Source organism: Chitinophaga sp. 01L420 (assembly GCF_056399985.1).
Genome location: NZ_JBFTSK010000022.1, coordinates 76,440 through 93,482 on the forward strand (window position 1 = coordinate 76,440; position 17,043 = coordinate 93,482).

A 17,043-nucleotide genomic window follows, 5' to 3' on the forward strand; every position below is an offset into this window, starting at 1 on the left:
TCTTTGTTTTCCATGAAAAAAGCAGATTACCTTATTATAGGGCAGGGAATTGCGGGGACTATGCTGAGCTGGTTCTTACTACAGGCAGGGAAAAAGGTAATCGTTATCGATGACGCCAAACCCAACAGCGCTTCCAGGGTGGCTGCCGGGATTATCAACCCGGTGTCTGGCCGCCGCTTTGAGCCGGCCTGGATGTATGATATTATTTATCCGTTTGCAAAAGATACCTATTCGCAGCTTTCTGCTTTGCTGCAGGTACCGGTTTTTACAGAACGTCAACTATGGACAGTGTTCCCGTCCGCTCAGATGCGGGAGGCATTTTTAAACAAAACCACTGTCAATGACTATACGGAATTGCCGGCGGCGCTGAAGTATGAATCTTTCCTGGATCAGCCTTTTGGTGCAGCCATTGTGAATGGGGCCACGGTGAACCTGCGATCGCTGTTGCCCGCTTACCGGCAGTATTTAATAGGGCAGGAGGCATTGCTGGAAACGCATTTTGATATGGCCGCCCTGGAGATTTCTTCCACCCGTGTTATATACGGAGATATAGAAGCCGGCAAGATTATCTTTTGTGATGGAGTTGCCACTACGACACTTTCTTTTTTTAAGTCGGTCAAATTTCTGCCTAATAAAGGGGAAGTGTTGCTGGTGAAAGTACCGGGTCTGGAAACAACTGATATTATAAAGAAGGGCATTACCCTGGTGCCTCAGGAAAATGGGGTGTTCTGGGCGGGGTCTTCTTTTGTATGGGATTATGAAGATGACCATCCAACGGCTACTCAGCGGGAAGTATTGGAACAGCGGCTTGGGCAGCTTTTAAAGGTGCCTTATGAGGTGGTAGACCATTTGTCGGCCGTGAGGCCTTCCGGGAATGACCGGCGCCCTATTGCCGGTTTTCACCCCAATTACCCTGTTATTGGGATATTTAACGGACTTGGTACGAAGGGATGCTCGTTAGCGCCTTTTATGGCGGCTCATTTCAGGGATGTGCTTGTTGCCAATGCCCCACTGATGCCGGAAATAGCCTTACAGCGATATTTTTAACATACATCGGGCATAAAATGCCCGATCCAAACCGTATCTTTGCCCCCCTTATGGGTCTAAGTGAACAACTGGATAGTGGTCGCCATTTGATGACAGCTTGTCCCGTATGTCAACCATAAAACTAACTAAATCAACTATTTACGCATGTATAGGACGCACACTTGCGGGGAATTACGAATGGAACAGGTGGGCCAGGAAGTAACTTTGGCCGGATGGATACAGACAGTAAGAAAGTTTGGCAGCATCAATTTTTTTGATCTGCGAGATCGTTATGGTATTACTCAATTGTTATTCGGCGAAAGCCTGAATGCCAAACTGGATGCACAGCCCCTGGGCCGTGAATTTGTTATCCAGGTAAAAGGTACCGTAACCGAGCGTTCCAATAAAAATAAAAACATCCCCACCGGTGATATCGAAATCACGGTGAGCGATTTTACCATCCTCAATGCGGCCAAGACACCGCCGTTTACTATTCAGGATGATACAGATGGCGGCGATGAACTGCGTATGAAATACCGTTTCCTCGATCTCCGTCGTAATATAGTTAGACAAAACCTGGAACTGCGCTACAACATAGGACGTGTTGTACGTAACTATCTGAATAGTGCTGGCTTCATGGATATAGAAACGCCTTTCCTGATTAATTCTACTCCGGAAGGTGCCCGCGATTTCGTAGTACCCAGCCGTATGAACCCTAACCAGTTCTATGGTCTGCCACAGTCTCCGCAAACTTTCAAGCAATTGCTGATGGTGAGTGGGTACGACCGTTACTACCAGATCGTTAAATGCTTCAGAGATGAGGATCTGCGTGCAGATCGTCAGCCGGAGTTTACACAGATCGACTGTGAGATGAGCTTTGTGGAGCAGGAAGATATCCTGACCACCTTTGAGCATATGCTGAAGCACATCTTCAGAGAAATAAAAGGAATCGAGTTCCCGGATGCGTTCCCAAGAATGACATTCGACGATGCCATGGAATATTATGGTAACGATAAACCGGATATCCGCTTTGAAATGAAGCTGGTTMACCTGAACGATACTGTAAAGGAAAAAGGCTTTAAAGTGTTTGATGATGCAGAACTGGTAGTGGCCATTGCAGCGAAAGGCTGTGTGGATTACACCCGGAAGCAACTGGATGAACTGACAGAGTGGGTGAAGCGTCCGCAAATTGGTATGAGTGGCCTCGTATATGTGAGGTACAACACCGATGGCACGTTGAAGAGCTCTGTGGATAAGTTTTTTGACGAGGAGCAATTAAAATTATGGGCGCAAAAATGTCAGGCGCAACCCGGAGATCTTATCCTGGTGCTGGCTGGCAAGGAAGAGCGCACTCGTAAAGCTGCCAGCGAACTCCGCCTTGAAATGGGCGAACGCCTCGGATTCCGCAACAAAAACGAGTTTAAACCGTTGTGGGTAATAGACTTTCCGTTATTTGAGTACGCCGAAGAAGAGAATCGCTGGGTGGCCCGTCACCATCCGTTTACATCGCCAAAGCCAGAGCAGATAGCTCTGATGGATGATCCTTCCCAATATGGTAAAATCAAGGCAAACGCCTACGATATAGTATTAAATGGTACAGAGATAGGTGGTGGCTCTATTCGTATTTTCCAGCGCGACCTGCAGCAGAAAATGTTTGYAGCCCTGGGAATGAGCAAAGAAGAGGCAGAACATAAATTTGGCTTTCTGTTAGGTGCATTTGAGTATGGTGCACCACCACATGGAGGTATTGCCTTAGGATTTGACCGTCTGTGTTCGCTACTGGGTGGCAGTGAAAGTATCCGTGACTTTATCGCTTTCCCGAAGAACAACTCAGGTCGCGATGTGATGCTGGATGCACCTGCTGAGATCAGTCAGGAACAACTTAACGAATTGAAAATCAGTCTGATAAAGTAACCGGCTACTAGCGTTTGCTGCCTGGTTTAACTTATCAGTAACAGCTAGAAAGCCCAAGAAACAGTTTAACGGCATAGTCTTTGCAAGAAGCTAGGCTTTTGTAGCAAAAAATCCCCTTTGGTATGGCACATTGCCGCATCAAAGGGGATTAGCACAAATATAAGGGTACAATATTTTTAACAAACGATTAACGGGATAGATAAGAAGAAGACGAAGAGACGTATTATTTAAATTTTTAAAGTAATATTGCGGTGTGATCATCGTTGATATGTGAGGAAGAAAGTGATGCTGAAAACACAGAGAAAACTATCACCTGATACAAAAAGTACTACCATGAGAATTTCATCATTCTTTAAGAGGACAGTATGGTTATGTGCGGTGTTATTATTGCTAATGCTCAGCAATGTTGGGTTTGCACAACAATCCACAAACAATTATTTAAAGAAATTTAAACCAGTATCAGTAGAGCTGATGCAGGAAACCGGTATCCCGGCCAGTGTTATTCTAGGAATAGCGATGCTGGAATCAGGCACCGGAACCAGTAGAAATGCGAAATTGCTGCATAACCACTTTGGAATTGTAGGTAAGAATAACATTTCTCAGATTAAGCCAGGACATCGCTCTGTGTACAAACAGTATGTAACCGACATGGCCTCCTATGAGCATTTTGTGGAGCTGTTGGCAAGTAAGAAATGGTTTGGGCAAATGAAAGGTAACCCGGAATTTTCCGTATGGCTCAAAAAAATGAACCATAGCGGTTATTCCTCTGCCGGTCATGAGTGGATAAGGAGAGTGACTAATATTATTAACCGCTATAAATTGTATAAGCTGGACGCAAGCATGGATAGCGTGGCAACGGACTCCAAACAATGGTTAACCGTAGGCATGCCGGCAGCTGGCGATCAGTGATGTGCTAACTGATTATTAACTATGTCCGGCAAAAATAAGTCTGCCTATCCGTTCTATATTATTTTAGGAACATTAGTATGCCTGTTAGGGCTTTCACAGCTTAATTACAGCTTTTCATATAAGGATTTTCAATTCCGGAAAGTGGATATGTTATCAGATCTGAGAACAACACCTCCTTCCCCGGACAACCAAAAGCTTACTGCTGCCGGAAACGACAGCAGTAAGCTTTCTGGTTTAGACAGCAATAGTATTGCTGGCAACCCTCATGTGCCCAATCCGGACGGCACCCATGATTTTATGTCGTACACCGGCATCCTGGATTATGCTTCCCCTATACCAGGTGATTCTGTGGTAGGTATGAAGCAATTCCTGGCAGCTCTGAAAGAACTGAAAGCAGGCAAACGCCGCAAAGTGCGTATTGCTTATTTCGGTGACTCCATGATTGAGGGTGACCTGATCACCAGCGATCTGCGCGACAGTTTGCAGCGTTTCTTTGGTGGCGCAGGTGTAGGCTTTGTGCCGGTAACCTCTGTAGTGGCTTCTTTCAGAACAACGATCACCCACACGTTCTCTACCGACTGGAAAGATTACCACTATAAAAATTCACCCCCCTCCAATATTACACTGGGTTTATCCGGACATACCTTTTATCCGGGTGGTAGCAGCTGGGTAAAGTATTCTCCTGTGAAGAAACCCCTGCTGGATAAATTCCAGGAGGTATCACTTTTATACGGTCCTGCAAGTGCAGGCACCGTTACCATTAACGATAAAGCCTATACGCTTTCAGGAAATGCAGAAGTAAACAGGCTGGATCTGCAACAGGATACTGCACAACCGTCTGTAATGCTCCGCTACTCTGGTGCCGCACAGCCTTTTTATGGACTTTGCTTTGAGAACGGCAATGGTATTTATGTAGATAACTACTCGTTCAGAGGTATCAGTGGTATTGAACTGGGTCGCCTGTCGGCCGACATGGTACGCCGCATGCAGCAGGAACGCCCGTACGATCTCATCGTGATGCACTATGGCGCCAATATATTGTTCCGCCCGGAGCTGACCGACTATAGCTGGTTTGAGCGCCCGATGAAGAAAGTCCTGGATTCCCTGCGGCAGGATCTGCCGGGAACCTCTTTCCTGATCATAGGTGCCGCAGATAAATCTTATAGAAAAGCCGACAAATATATAACCGCACCAGGCGTTGAAGCATTGCTGAAAGTACAGCATGACCTGGCTGCCGGTCACGGTACCGCGTATTGGAATCTCTATGCCGCGATGGGTGGCGAGGGATCCATGGTAAAGTGGGTAGAGGGAGACACAGTGATGGCCAACAAGGACTATACACACTTTAACAGAACGGGAGCAGCCAAGGTAGGGTCGCTGCTTTATAAAGCTATTATGAATGAATACAGGCTGGCACAACAACCTTAGTAAAAGATGGGTGGCAGTGCTATCATTGTTACTCGCCGGTATTACAACTTATGCACAACAGGTAAACGTCAACAACATTCAGCAGGACACTGCGCTATACAATGTTTTTCACTCCCTTTCTGCAGCAGATAGTAATGTAATATCCATCCTTCACCTGGGAGATTCCCATGTGCAGGCAGGCTATTTCCCGCTGGCAACGGCAAGCCTGCTGCAACAGCAGTTTGGTTATGCCGGCAGAGGATATATTTTCCCTTACAGTCTGGCCGGTACCAATGGTCCGGAAGATTTCAGGTGGAACAGCACCGTGAGATGGTCGTCGGAACGCGTAGTAGACCGTAACAAATCGGATGTGCTGGGACCTGGCGGTATTGCCATCACTTCCCAGAACGATGCGCCCACCCTGTCTTTCGCTGGTAAACCAGATGGCAGCATGGACAATAATTTCCGCAAGGTGCAATTGCTTTATGATGCCGGAAATACGAATAATACAGTGGTAGCGCCGGATGCTTCAGTAACGGTAACGCCTGCACCTTTTCCCGGTTCATCTACCCTGAGCATGGCTACCCTGGATTTTTTACAAACCTCCCAGTCATTCCAGGTAAGATGGGAAGGCACCAGCAACGGCCCTTTCCGCTTCTACGGCGCCGTTATGCAGAACGGACGTAATGGCGTGCTGTATCATAGCGTTGGTATCAACGGTGCGATGTATCAGCATTATAATGAAATCAGTAATATCCTCCTAGCGCAGATGGCAGTGCTGAAACCTCAGCTTGTTATCATCTCCCTGGGTACCAATGAAGCTTATGGCCGACTGGACCCACTGGCCTTCAGAGATGAAATAGATAAAGCCGTTACACTCATCCGGGAACAAAATCCTGCCGTAAATATTCTGTTGACTACTCCACCGGATTGTATGCGTGCTGTAAGGAAAGGTGTCAGGAAGAAAATAGGCAAGAAAAAATACAGGATGATATACCATACAGCGTATTATCCAAACCCATATATCTCCATGGTAACTCAGCAAATCATGGGATATGCCAGACAGCATGGTATTGCCTGCTGGAATTTTAATGCAGTAAATAAAGCGCAGAAAGATAGATTTGCAGGGGCGTGGGCGCCAGATCATATTCATTTTAATGTGAGAGGATACCAGGTGCAGGGACAATTATTATACGAAGCCCTGCAACAGTCTTACTCACATTATTTACAGCAAACAAAGAAAAATCCAGTTACCTCCGATGATCATCAACGTTAATGAGCTGCTTTCAGAGCTGTTGTACAATGAGAAGAATCCAGTTCTCTTTAACAGTGGCTTCTTCTTTTATTTCTTTGCTTTGTTCATGTTTTGCTATCTGCTTGCCAGCAGAAGTAAAACAGCCAGAGTGTGGATTTATACCGTGTTTTCGCTTTATTTCTTTTATAAAGCCTGTGGTTATTATGTAGGACTGGTGATACTTTCAGCGATCGTAGATTTTAATTTATCCCGGTGGATTCATCAGAGCCAGGATAAAAGGAAGAAGAAATCATTGCTGGTCATTAGTATCCTGCTGAATATCGGGTTGCTGTTTTATTTCAAGTACACCAACTTTTTCATTGGCATTGTCAATGACTTTACATCCGGACATATACATCCGTTAAGCTTAATTCTGCCTATCGGTATTTCTTTCTATACGTTCGAGAACCTGAGCTATACGATAGATGTGTATCGCGATGAAATTAAGCCGGTGAGCAATTTCATGGACTACCTGTTCTTCCTTTCGTTTTTTCCGAAACTGATGATGGGGCCTATTGTGCGTGCGGCAGATTTTATCCCGCAGATCTCGCAGCCTTACCGCCTGAGTTCAGAAGATATCGGTAAGGGGATGTACCTGATTATGGCTGGGCTGTTCAAGAAAATAATAATATCGGATTTCATCTACCAGAACTTTGTACAATACATTTTTGATGATCCTAGCAAGCATACGGGGCTGGAATGTTTAATCGGCGTGTATGGATATGCGTTAGTGATCTATTGTGATTTCTCCGGTTATTCCGATATGGCGTTGGGTATTGCCCGCTGGACCGGCTTTAAGATCCCGCCTAACTTCGATTCTCCTTACCAGAGTTCTTCTATCACAGAGTTCTGGCGCCGCTGGCATATTTCATTATCCAGCTGGTTGAGAGATTACATTTACATTCCACTCGGAGGTAACCGTAAAGGCAAGGTGCGTCAGTATATTAACCTGGCGCTGACCATGCTGATTGGTGGCTTCTGGCATGGTGCCAGCTGGAACTTTATCTTCTGGGGGGCACTGCACGGTGGTGCACTGGCCATAGACAAGGTGCGCATCGACTGGCTGAAAAAGAGTAAAACAGTGATTTCAGGTGGGAAAGCCACCTTCTTCAAAATACTGGGTATCCTGATCACCTTCCATTTCGTGTGTTTCTGCTGGGTATTCTTCAAGGCAGCTACCTTCCATGATGCCTGGTCGCTGATACACCAGGTATTCTACGACTTCCAGCCGGAAATTGCGGTAGAACTGTACAACGGTTATACAGCGGTGTTCTGGGTAATGGTGATGGGTTTTGTATTACACTTCCTGCCTTCCAAAGCAGAATTCTCTATGGAAAGAGTATTGGGACGCTTACCTGTTGCAGGTAGCGTAGCCATTATGGTGGTGTTTATGTGGTTGCTGGTGCAGGTAAAAAGCACCCAGCCGATGATTCCGATCTATTTCCAGTTTTAGACCTTATCGCCTTTGCCAGGGAATAAAGATTTCGCAATTATCTGCACCGGTTAGAGAGATAAAGAAATGGTTACCACTCATTTTGAAGTAACCGGCCCGGCAACTGCCGTTAATAAATTCATACATCGGTAAACCGGCAGCTACGAAGCTCATGGGAACCGGCAACTTTTTATAGTACCCTCCGGGAACATATTTGGTGAACAAGCCAAATGGTTCCTGGAAGGACATTCTGATCTGCAGATGTGCCATGTCGTAAGCTTTAAGCACAGGCACCATAATTCCCACATACATCATCATTTTAGCGTAATTGGTAACGGGCACCACATCCAGTGTACCAGTAATCACCATGGCACCAGGTAGCATCAATGATGTTTTGATGGCATGTAGTTGCTGTTGATAGATGCTCATATACTCCACCATACTTCTCACCGGATCATTATTCCGGGGCAGGATGTTATAGTACAGCACATATTCCGGCAATCTTGCGTCTTCTGTTCTGTCGGGTGTAAAAATGAGGCTATGCGGATCATCATGCGGCGTAGTGGCTATTTTGGTACGGGCCAGCGTATGTTCTTCATTGGGCAGGTAAAGCCGGTCACGGAAGCTGATAGGGGCTTCGTTGTATAATTCCCGGAATGCTTTGGTGAAGCTCGAATGTGTATAGCCGCACATTTCACTGATTTGGCCGATGCCGAAATCACTATGGCGCAGATAGCCTGCACCGGCTTCCAGTCTTCTTCTTTTAGTAAAATGGATATACGATTCCCCATAAATTTCTACAAACTTATGTGAGAAGTTATCCAGGGATTCGCCGAGCATAGACGCCACTGTTTTGAGATCCTTTTCCCCGTATGGATCATCATGTGATAATGCGATGGCCAGCTGTATCTTTTTCTCCCAATGGTTAATTGTCGATGTTTTCATGAAGGCATATTTTGGAGGCTGATTCTAATCTAATCATTTTGATACCCGGAAGGTTCACAATGGCCGGAATGGGGTCGGATTAACGAGCGGTTAACAATTGTTGTTTTACAACCGTATTAAATAATTGCTAATTCTATACTTTTGCGCAATAATCCACCTACCTGATGCGCATAGCCAGAATATTTCCGATTGTTATTTTGATGTTGATTTCCTCGCTGGCAGCCCATGCGCAATTCCTGATGGATATGATTGACACCACTTCAGAGCTGGGTAAGGGGATGATTTCCATGTACCATAAATATGATGCCCTGCGTTTCAGCGGTTATATTCAGCCCCAGTTCCAGATGGCACAGGCCAGGGGAGCTACAAGCTATGCTGGCGGAGACTTTGGCGCTGCAGTAGATAACCGTTTTACCCTCCGCCGTGGCCGTATTCGTATGGACTATGAGCGTTTCAACAAAGAGGATATGCCGGTTGTTCAGTTCGCTTTTCAGTTTGATGGTTCGGAGCGGGGCGTATTTATCCGGGATTTCTATGGTCGTTTCTTTGAAAATAGGTTCAACGTATTGTCGCTTGTAGGGGGCATGTTTGCCCGCCCTTTCGGTTATGAGGTCAATCTGTCGTCTGCCGACCGTGAAACGCCGGAAAGGGGTCGTATGTCGCAAGTACTGATGAAAACGGAACGTGACCTGGGTGCGATGCTGACTTTTGAGCCCCGGCGCAAAGATCATCCATTGCGTTTCCTGAGAATAGATGCAGGAGCATTTAACGGGCAGGGCCTTACAGCTACCACTGATTTTGACAGCCATAAAGATTTTATAGGTCGTGTGGGCATTAAACCCCGGAAAATAAAGGGTACCAAAGCATTGTTGTCTGGTGGGGTATCTGTGTTGTATGGGGGCATGCAGCAGTTTACCAACACCATCAACACCATGGGGACTGTAAACGGTAAACCGGGGTACCTCGTGGATTCATCGGCAGCCAATCTGGGAGAAATTGCCCCCCGGCATTATTACGGTGCTGATGTGCAATTGAAAATTCCGAATGGCCCGGGCAAGGGCAGTACACAGTTCAGGGCGGAGTATATCCGCGGACAGCAAACTTCCACCGCTCTTACGTCGGAAACACCGGGTATTATACCCGTTACACCACAGGGGAAACCCCAGCCGCTGTATATCCGCAATTTTGATGGTGCCTACCTGTATTTTATTCAGAACCTGGGCAGTGATAAACACCAGGTGGTGGTAAAATATGATTGGTATGATCCCAATAAGAAAGTATCCGGAAAAGATATCGGGGTGGCCGGTGCAGGACTCACAGCAGCAGATATACGCTATAATACGCTGGGCGTTGGCTACCTGTATTACGCCAATGAGCACCTCAAATTTATGTTCTACTACGATTGGGTAACCAATGAAAGCACTGAGCTGGAAGGCTATAAAGATGATCTGAAGGACAATGTACTGACTTGCAGAATGCAGTACAGGTTTTAGAGAATTACGAATTTCAAATTACGAATTACGGATTTGTGAGTAGATAATCGGGGATATTACCCGCATTTATCATCTACCTACAAATCCGTAATTCGTAATTTGAAATTCTTTTATTCTCTTCCGGATTCCATGGTGAATCCAAACGTGCTGCCTATTTCGGGTTTGCTGCGTACGGTAATGGATTGGTCGTGTGCTTCTACTATATGTTTTACGATCGCCAGGCCAAGGCCGGTACCACCAATATCGCGGCTACGGGCTCTGTCTGTGCGGTAAAAGCGTTCAAATACGCGCGGCAGGTGTTCTTCTGCCATACCGATGCCATCATCAGAAATTTCTACCAGTACCCGTTTACCGTCCATGCTGTAAATGCTGGCGATGGTGTGACCATCCGGTTTGCCGTATTTGATAGAGTTATCTACCAGGTTAATGAGTACCTGTCTGATTTTTTCTTTGTCGGCGTATACCGGTTGTGGAGCTTCACAACCTTTTTTGATATGGAATTTGATGCCTTTGGTATTGGCTTTCAATGACAGGGTATCAAATACATCTTTTATCAGGTCCTGGATAACGAATACTTCCGCATTGACAGTCATTTCACCGCTTTCCAGTTTGGATATTTCATCCAGATCATCGATCAGCCGGCAAAGGCGGTCAATGTTTTTGGTGGCGTTTTTCAGAAACAGCTTATTTACGGTAGGATCTTCCAGTGCGCCATCCAGCAGGGTGTGGATGTAGCCCTGCACCGCAAAGATGGGCGTTTTCAGTTCATGGGAAAGGTTCAGCAGGAACTCCTTACGGAACTCTTCATTCCGGCGCAGATTTTCCAGTTCTTCTTTCTTCTGGCTGGCCCATTTTTCCACATCTTCACTTACCTCTTCAATGGTTTTCAGGGGAAGTATATTCTTCTGAAAAAACTCCTCTCTCTTGGAGGCTTTGGTTTGGTAAATGAACTTGTAGATCAGTTTTATTTTCCTGTAAATAAAATTCTGCAGGGTATACAGGTACAGGTAATATGAAACGAGAAAGGTTAGCACAAAGGCTCCCACTACTACTTTCCAATTGCCGTCCACCAGAAGGCTACCCAATGCTATGATGGCTGATATCACCAGGGCTGTAAATCCCGCTAACTTTTGCGGGGACAGGTTTTTTGCTTTAAACATACTCCAGAGTGAGTAATTAGTATAATAATGGGAAATTACTTTAAATTTCTTACTTGCCATAAAAAAGCTGTTAGCTCTTAGCTGTAAGCTTTTAGCTAATGTTCTGTTTTGGTGGAAAATTTAAGGAAGACTAAAAATGAATACGGGAGCGCTACCGGTTTGCGCTAACAACTCAAAACAGTAGCTATTAACTAATCGCTGAAGGCTGACTAGCTAATAGCTACTCCTACTACATCTCAAATTTGTATCCTACTCCTTTTACGGTAGTAATCAAATCAATGCCTATTTTCTGGCGTATTTTACGGATATGTACATCGATGGTGCGGTCACCAACAATCACTTCTGTACCCCATACCTGGTTCAGAATTTCATTACGCAGGAATACACGACCTGGTTTGGATGCCAGTAGCTGCAATAACTCAAATTCTTTTTTGGCAAGGATAATTTCCTGCCCTTTGTAAGTCACCGTGAACTTTTCACGGTCAATGATCAGATCGCCCAGGGTAACACGTGTTTCTTCCGGTTTGTGTAAACGACGGAACAGCGCATTGATCCTGCTCACCAGCAATTTGGGTTTGATGGGCTTGGCAATGTAATCGTCCGCACCCATGTTCAGTCCGTCTACTTCGGACTTTTCATCATTCAGGGCGGTTAAAAACAATACCATGGTGTCTTTGAATTCAGGGATTTTCCTGATTTCGCGGCAGGTATCGATGCCGTTCTTGTTCGGCATCATGATATCCAGCATAATCAGATCCGGTCTGAATATTTTAGCTTTCTGGATAGCCTCGCTGCCGTCTTTTGCGGTTACGGTATCGTAACCCGCTGTTTTTAGATTGTAACTGATAATTTCCAGAATATCCAACTCGTCATCAACTACCAGAATTTTTCCTGCAACCGCTTGGTCTATCATAAATTTTGCTTTTAAAAAGACGGGACAAAATTATAAAGCCATCCCCGTGATTAATGGAAAATTAACATTATGAAATTGTTAATTCAATATCAGCGTGGTTTTCCGCGACCAAAGGCAAGGTACGCCAAATAACAATATCACTTCGATATGATAAATATTCAGCATTCATACATGTGTGATTGTTACCTTGCCCGAACATTTTCACTTTTCCCACTGCCAAATAGGGGCAGCCGCCATCATGAAATGACAGTTGGAGTTATAGATTGAATTATTTATATATATTTTGGCTTTAAAAACAAAAGATAGCAACACAACACTGGCAAACTCTGTATTTTGGTTGTAAATTTGCTATCTGGTCCTCGGGAAAAGATCAATTTAGTATGAGAAGATTTCTATTAATATTATCGCTGACGGTGTTTGCAGTCAGCTGGCTACAGGCACAAAACAGCCATCATCCAATTCCAATCAGCAGACAGGGATTTCATGATAACATCGACAAAGAACAGGCTGCCGCCGCAAAATTCGACGGCAAAGCAGATGATCTGGTAAAGGTATCTGAAGATCAAACCATTAACCTGCAGGTAACCAACGCCCTTCTCAAAGAAGTGGACGACATGCAGCAGGAAATAGAAGATAATGATGCACTGGATCACCGGCTGAAGGTAAAGTACCTCTCCGGCATATACGTGATGTTGAAAGACTTTAATCAAAAGCGCTCTCACCGTAACATAGATGCTGAAGAAGCCCCCGCTATGGTACAGGCATTCCGCAATATGATGCACGCCGATATCAAAGGACAAAGCATCATGCCCTATATTCAGCACCTGTCTTACGAAGCATCCGAAAGAATGATAGAATCCTTCCAGGATAACCCCGGCTACAAAGAAGCCAGGGGAACTGTATTTACCAAATACGCCTTCAATAACCTGGAAACGGTAATGCCCAAACTGGGGGACTATCTGAACTATCCGGGTACAGACTCTATCATTGCCGCTGTAGCGCGTAAATACCCTAACCAGGTGCTTACCTACGCTACTTCCTTTACGCCCATGGCTACCGTAATCAAGCGTAACCAGGATCCTATTGTACAAACCATTGTGCGCATCGGACAATCACCTCAGAGCACTAAAATATTGCCTTTCATAGATGAGCTCCTGGCCGGTACTACCACGGTAGACAAGCTGGAAACCGTCGTAGATAACGACTATCAGTACTATAAGCAAATGGTGAAATCGACCATTGCACTGCAGAAACTGAAGAATGAAGGACAAAATCCATTCGGACTGAAAGCCATGATGGAAAATATGCAGGCGAAGTCACTGCTGTATATCCGCGATGTGAACGACCTGCACGAAGAACCAGCCCCCGTTCGTTTTGCCAGCGTTAAAAACTTTACACCGGAAGAACTGTATTACCTGATCATCAACGGTCAGGAAGAACTGTATACGTCCAGTTATACTAACCACAACAACGCCGGTTTATATGATCAGATGATGATCCGTATGAAACCTCCCCGCGGAGATAGTTTACTGATGATGGTTAACTTTGACCGCTTCAAGAAATTTATCGCCATGGCCGCCGGTTTCAACACCCTGGACAACTTCCTGAAATCTATGGCGCCGGAAAATTCCAACTACCTCATGCAGAAATACGTGCAGAACCTGGAAAAAACCGAAGACCTGGAAGATGCAGTGGATGTAGCGAACTCCTTTGGAAGTATCCGTGATGAAAAACTGTTGGAATTCCTGCGGGTAGAAGTGAAAAAGAACCTGGCGTATGTGAAAAAGCATGATGATAAACGAGGGACTGTTATTTACCAATTGCTCAGCAGCTTGTTTGAAACAGAGTCGAAAGATGAAAACGATTCTTCCAAGGCAACAGATATGGCCAGCAAGTTACAGCTGCCTCCGATTAACTTTGTTTCTTCCGCCGCACTGGAAAGTGACAGTGGCAGAATTTATCAACAGGTATTTTTCTACGGAGATAAAGACGGACAGGAGTCTTTCTCCAGCTTCATGACGAACTTCCCGGCTGCTGAATGGAGAATCAGCAAGAATAAATATTGGGCTACCATTACCTCCACAAAGGGTAAGGCTACCACTATTTTTGCCAACCTGCCAACAGACGAACCAGCAGATAAGGAAGCTATTTCCAAGCTGTCTGATTTCCTGGACGAAAACGATATTCATCCGACCATCTTCATTCACCGTGGTCACAGTTATCATATCAATACCACACTGGAAAACCTGCAAAGCTCTGCAAAGATTGTACTGCTGGGTTCCTGCGGTGGTTACCATAACCTGGCTACTGTATTGGAAAAATCACCCGAAGCACATATCATTTCGTCTAAACAGGTAGGTACCCGTTTTGTAAATGAACCCATCATCCATACACTGGAAGATCAGGTACGTGCCGGCAAAAACGTAGACTGGGTGATCATGTGGTCACAGCTGACCAGAAGGTTTTCAACAGATGCCCGCAACAAGGACCTGTTCAGTGATTATGTGCCTCCTCACAAAAACCTGGGAGCCATTTTCATCAAGGCCTACAAACAGATTATGAAGGACGAAAAGAAATAATTTAAGCGGAAAGCAAAAAGCGATGAGAGCGAATGATTATAGCGAAGGTTAATACCCGCTACAGGCATTCGCTCTCATCGCTTTTTGCTTTCTGCTTTATCCTTTCTGCTATTTATCGTAGGTTTGTTGTGTAGTTTAAACCTGGCACATTGGAAAATCTTGCGGTAAAGAAAGTATTAGATTTTAGTTTATTACGGCGCATATTCTCATTCGCGGCCCCTTACAAACGCTCCTTTTACATCTCCATGATATTAACGGTTATACTGGCCGCTATATCACCCTTACGCCCTTACCTGATCCAGGTAACCGTAGATAAATACATTGCCAACCAGCTGATGCAGATGCTTCTGCTGGTAACGATGGTACAGGTAGGATTGCTGGTGGTGGAAACCATTGTGCGTTTCTTTTTCTCCTATCTGACCAACTGGCTGGGGCAGTCGGTGGTAAAAGATTTGCGGGTAACGGTATATAAAAAGATTGTACACCTGAACCTGGCCTTTTTTGATAAAACACCTATCGGTACCCTGACTACCCGTACCATCAATGATATTGAAGCGATTAACGACGTTTTTTCAGAAGGGATCATCTCTATTGTGGCGGATCTGCTGATGATCATAGCGATACTGGTGGTGATGTTTATGGAAGACTGGCGCCTGACCCTGATCAGTCTGTCGCCTTTTCCGATATTGATTTTCGCGACTTATATTTTTAAAGAAAGTGTGAATAAATCCTTTTACCGGGTACGCAATGCCGTGTCTGCCCTCAATGCCTTTGTGCAGGAACACCTCACCGGTATGGTGGTGGTACAGGCATTTACTGCTGAAAAAAGGGAGTTTGCCCGATTCAAACATATCAACAAAGAACACCGGAAAGCCAATATTGACGCCATTTTTGCTTATTCTGTATTTTTCCCGGTAGTGGAAATTATCCTGGCTATTTCGCTGGGCTTAATGGTGTGGTGGGGAGCTAATAAGGTACTGAATTACGAAGTGACCCAGGGTGTGATGATTGCTTTTATCATGTACCTGAATATGTTGTTTCGCCCGCTGCGTATGCTGGCAGATAAATTCAATACGCTGCAAATGGGTATGGTAGCCAGTGAGCGCGTTTTTAAAGTGCTGGATAACCAGGACTATATTCCCGATAGAGGTCATCAGACAGCGGAGAACATGAAAGGCGCTATTACTTTTGATAATGTGAGTTTTGCGTATGTAGATGACCGTTATGTACTGAAAAATATCAGCTTCCATGCTAACCCGGGAGATACGGTTGCGATTGTGGGACATACCGGTTCCGGTAAAACCACCATCATCAGCATCCTGAACCGGCTATACGAAATACAGAAGGGAAGTATTAAAATAGATAATATTGATTTGCCGGCATATTCCCTGGAATCCCTGCGCGGCAAGATAGGCGTGGTATTACAGGATGTATTCCTGTTTGCCGGATCTATTTTTGATAATATTACCCTGCATAACAGCAATATCAGCAGTGCGCAGGTGGAAGAAGCTTCCCGTCTTATCGGCATCCATGATTTCATTATGCAGCTGCCCGGAGGATACAATTACCAGGTGATGGAGCGGGGCAGTACCCTGTCGCTCGGACAGCGGCAGCTGATTTCCTTTGTACGGGCCTTATTGTATGATCCAGCCATCCTGGTGCTCGATGAAGCCACATCTTCCGTAGACACAGAATCCGAAATGATGATACAGCAGGCGATTGACAAACTCATCGCCGATCGTACCGCCATCATCATCGCTCACCGCTTATCTACCATCAGCAAAGCAGACAAAATCATCGTACTTGATAAGGGGGAGATCAAAGAAATGGGTACCCACGAAGAACTGCTGAAGCTCGAAGGATTCTACTACAAACTCCATAGCATGCAGTTTAACGTCAGTAAAGTATAAGTCCGTACATCGTAAGTAGGATATAACGGCTGCAATTTATTTGTACTTTTATTGCAGTTAA

At 45.2% G+C, this 17,043-nt stretch carries 12 protein-coding genes; 9 read left to right on the forward strand and 3 right to left on the reverse strand.

Features of this window, described 5'->3' with window-relative positions:
- The first annotated feature begins 12 nt into the window (after positions 1-12).
- The 6 genes from AC1DP6_RS20715 (at position 13) to AC1DP6_RS20740 (ending at position 8,003) form a co-directional block, all read left to right on the forward strand.
- Positions 13-1,047, forward strand: coding sequence for an NAD(P)/FAD-dependent oxidoreductase (locus tag AC1DP6_RS20715; RefSeq protein WP_477056517.1), 1,035 nt, complete (start codon positions 13-15; stop codon positions 1,045-1,047).
- 144 nt (positions 1,048-1,191) lie between these two features.
- Positions 1,192-2,940, forward strand: coding sequence for an aspartate--tRNA ligase (gene aspS / locus AC1DP6_RS20720; RefSeq protein ID WP_477056518.1), 1,749 nt, complete (start codon positions 1,192-1,194; stop codon positions 2,938-2,940).
- A 333-nt stretch (positions 2,941-3,273) separates the two neighbouring features.
- Positions 3,274-3,849: a glucosaminidase domain-containing protein gene (locus tag AC1DP6_RS20725; protein WP_477056519.1), complete on the forward strand. Its 576-nt coding sequence runs from the start codon at positions 3,274-3,276 to the stop codon at positions 3,847-3,849.
- A 147-nt stretch (positions 3,850-3,996) separates the two neighbouring features.
- The gene (locus AC1DP6_RS20730) at positions 3,997-5,277 is read left to right on the forward strand and encodes an SGNH/GDSL hydrolase family protein (RefSeq protein ID WP_477056520.1); all 1,281 of its coding nucleotides are present in this window, start codon (positions 3,997-3,999) and stop codon (positions 5,275-5,277) included.
- Positions 5,249-6,532, forward strand: a complete 1,284-nt coding sequence (locus AC1DP6_RS20735) for a GDSL-type esterase/lipase family protein (RefSeq protein WP_477056521.1) — start codon at positions 5,249-5,251, stop codon at positions 6,530-6,532. The genes AC1DP6_RS20730 and AC1DP6_RS20735 overlap by 29 nt, the downstream gene beginning before the upstream one ends.
- The gene (locus AC1DP6_RS20740) at positions 6,516-8,003 is read left to right on the forward strand and encodes an MBOAT family O-acyltransferase (RefSeq protein WP_477056522.1); all 1,488 of its coding nucleotides are present in this window, start codon (positions 6,516-6,518) and stop codon (positions 8,001-8,003) included. The genes AC1DP6_RS20735 and AC1DP6_RS20740 overlap by 17 nt, the downstream gene beginning before the upstream one ends.
- A gap of 3 nt (positions 8,004-8,006) precedes the next feature.
- On the opposite strand, the gene AC1DP6_RS20745 is transcribed toward AC1DP6_RS20740, so the two are convergent.
- Entirely contained in the window at positions 8,007-8,927 is a 921-nt protein-coding gene (locus AC1DP6_RS20745) for a helix-turn-helix transcriptional regulator (protein ID WP_477056523.1), read from the reverse strand.
- A 164-nt stretch (positions 8,928-9,091) separates the two neighbouring features.
- On the opposite strand from AC1DP6_RS20745, the gene AC1DP6_RS20750 reads away from it, so the two are divergent.
- The gene (locus tag AC1DP6_RS20750) at positions 9,092-10,420 is read left to right on the forward strand and encodes a porin (protein ID WP_477056524.1); all 1,329 of its coding nucleotides are present in this window, start codon (positions 9,092-9,094) and stop codon (positions 10,418-10,420) included.
- Positions 10,421-10,530: 110 nt separating this feature from the next.
- On the opposite strand, the gene AC1DP6_RS20755 is transcribed toward AC1DP6_RS20750, so the two are convergent.
- Both AC1DP6_RS20755 and AC1DP6_RS20760 read right to left on the reverse strand, forming a co-directional pair.
- Positions 10,531-11,640, reverse strand: coding sequence for an ATP-binding protein (locus tag AC1DP6_RS20755; RefSeq protein WP_133807367.1), 1,110 nt, complete (start codon positions 11,638-11,640; stop codon positions 10,531-10,533).
- A gap of 169 nt (positions 11,641-11,809) precedes the next feature.
- The gene (locus AC1DP6_RS20760) at positions 11,810-12,493 is read right to left on the reverse strand and encodes a response regulator transcription factor (RefSeq protein ID WP_079471020.1); all 684 of its coding nucleotides are present in this window, start codon (positions 12,491-12,493) and stop codon (positions 11,810-11,812) included.
- Between the two features lie 380 nt (positions 12,494-12,873).
- On the opposite strand from AC1DP6_RS20760, the gene AC1DP6_RS20765 reads away from it, so the two are divergent.
- Positions 12,874-15,072: a hypothetical protein gene (locus tag AC1DP6_RS20765; RefSeq protein WP_477056525.1), complete on the forward strand. Its 2,199-nt coding sequence runs from the start codon at positions 12,874-12,876 to the stop codon at positions 15,070-15,072.
- Positions 15,073-15,221: 149 nt separating this feature from the next.
- Positions 15,222-16,982 (forward strand): ABC transporter ATP-binding protein, encoded by a 1,761-nt coding sequence (locus AC1DP6_RS20770; RefSeq protein ID WP_477056526.1) that lies wholly within the window; start codon positions 15,222-15,224, stop codon positions 16,980-16,982.
- Positions 16,983-17,043: the final 61 nt, after the last annotated feature.